This is a genomic window from Erwinia sp. SLM-02, from assembly GCF_037450285.1.
Lineage (GTDB): Bacteria > Pseudomonadota > Gammaproteobacteria > Enterobacterales > Enterobacteriaceae > Erwinia.
Genome location: NZ_JAQISN010000022.1, coordinates 1 through 466, shown reverse-complemented (window position 1 = coordinate 466; position 466 = coordinate 1). Strand labels below are relative to the sequence as shown.

General features: G+C 54.3%; 1 rRNA gene. It reads right to left on the bottom strand.

Annotated features, from left to right (window positions below):
• Positions 1–466: ribosomal RNA gene (locus tag PGH32_RS24570) — 16S ribosomal RNA — on the bottom strand; the annotation flags it as partial.

Genomic DNA, 466 nt, shown 5'->3' with positions numbered 1-466 from the left:
GGACTACTGGGGTATCTAATCCTGTTCGCTACCCATGCTTTCGAGCCTCAGCGTCAGTTGCAGACCAGACAGCCGCCTTCGCCACTGGTGTTCTTCCATATATCTACGCATTCCACCGCTACACATGGAGTTCCACTGTCCTCTTCTGCACTCAAGTCGCCCGGTTTCCGATGCACTTCTTCGGTTAAGCCGAAGGCTTTCACATCAGACCTAAGCAACCGCCTGCGCTCGCTTTACGCCCAATAAATCCGGATAACGCTTGCCACCTACGTATTACCGCGGCTGCTGGCACGTAGTTAGCCGTGACTTTCTGGTTGGATACCGTCACTGCGTGAACAGTTACTCTCACGCACGTTCTTCTCCAACAACAGAGCTTTACGAGCCGAAACCCTTCTTCACTCACGCGGCGTTGCTCCATCAGGCTTGCGCCCATTGTGGAAGATTCCCTACTGCTGCCTCCCGTAGG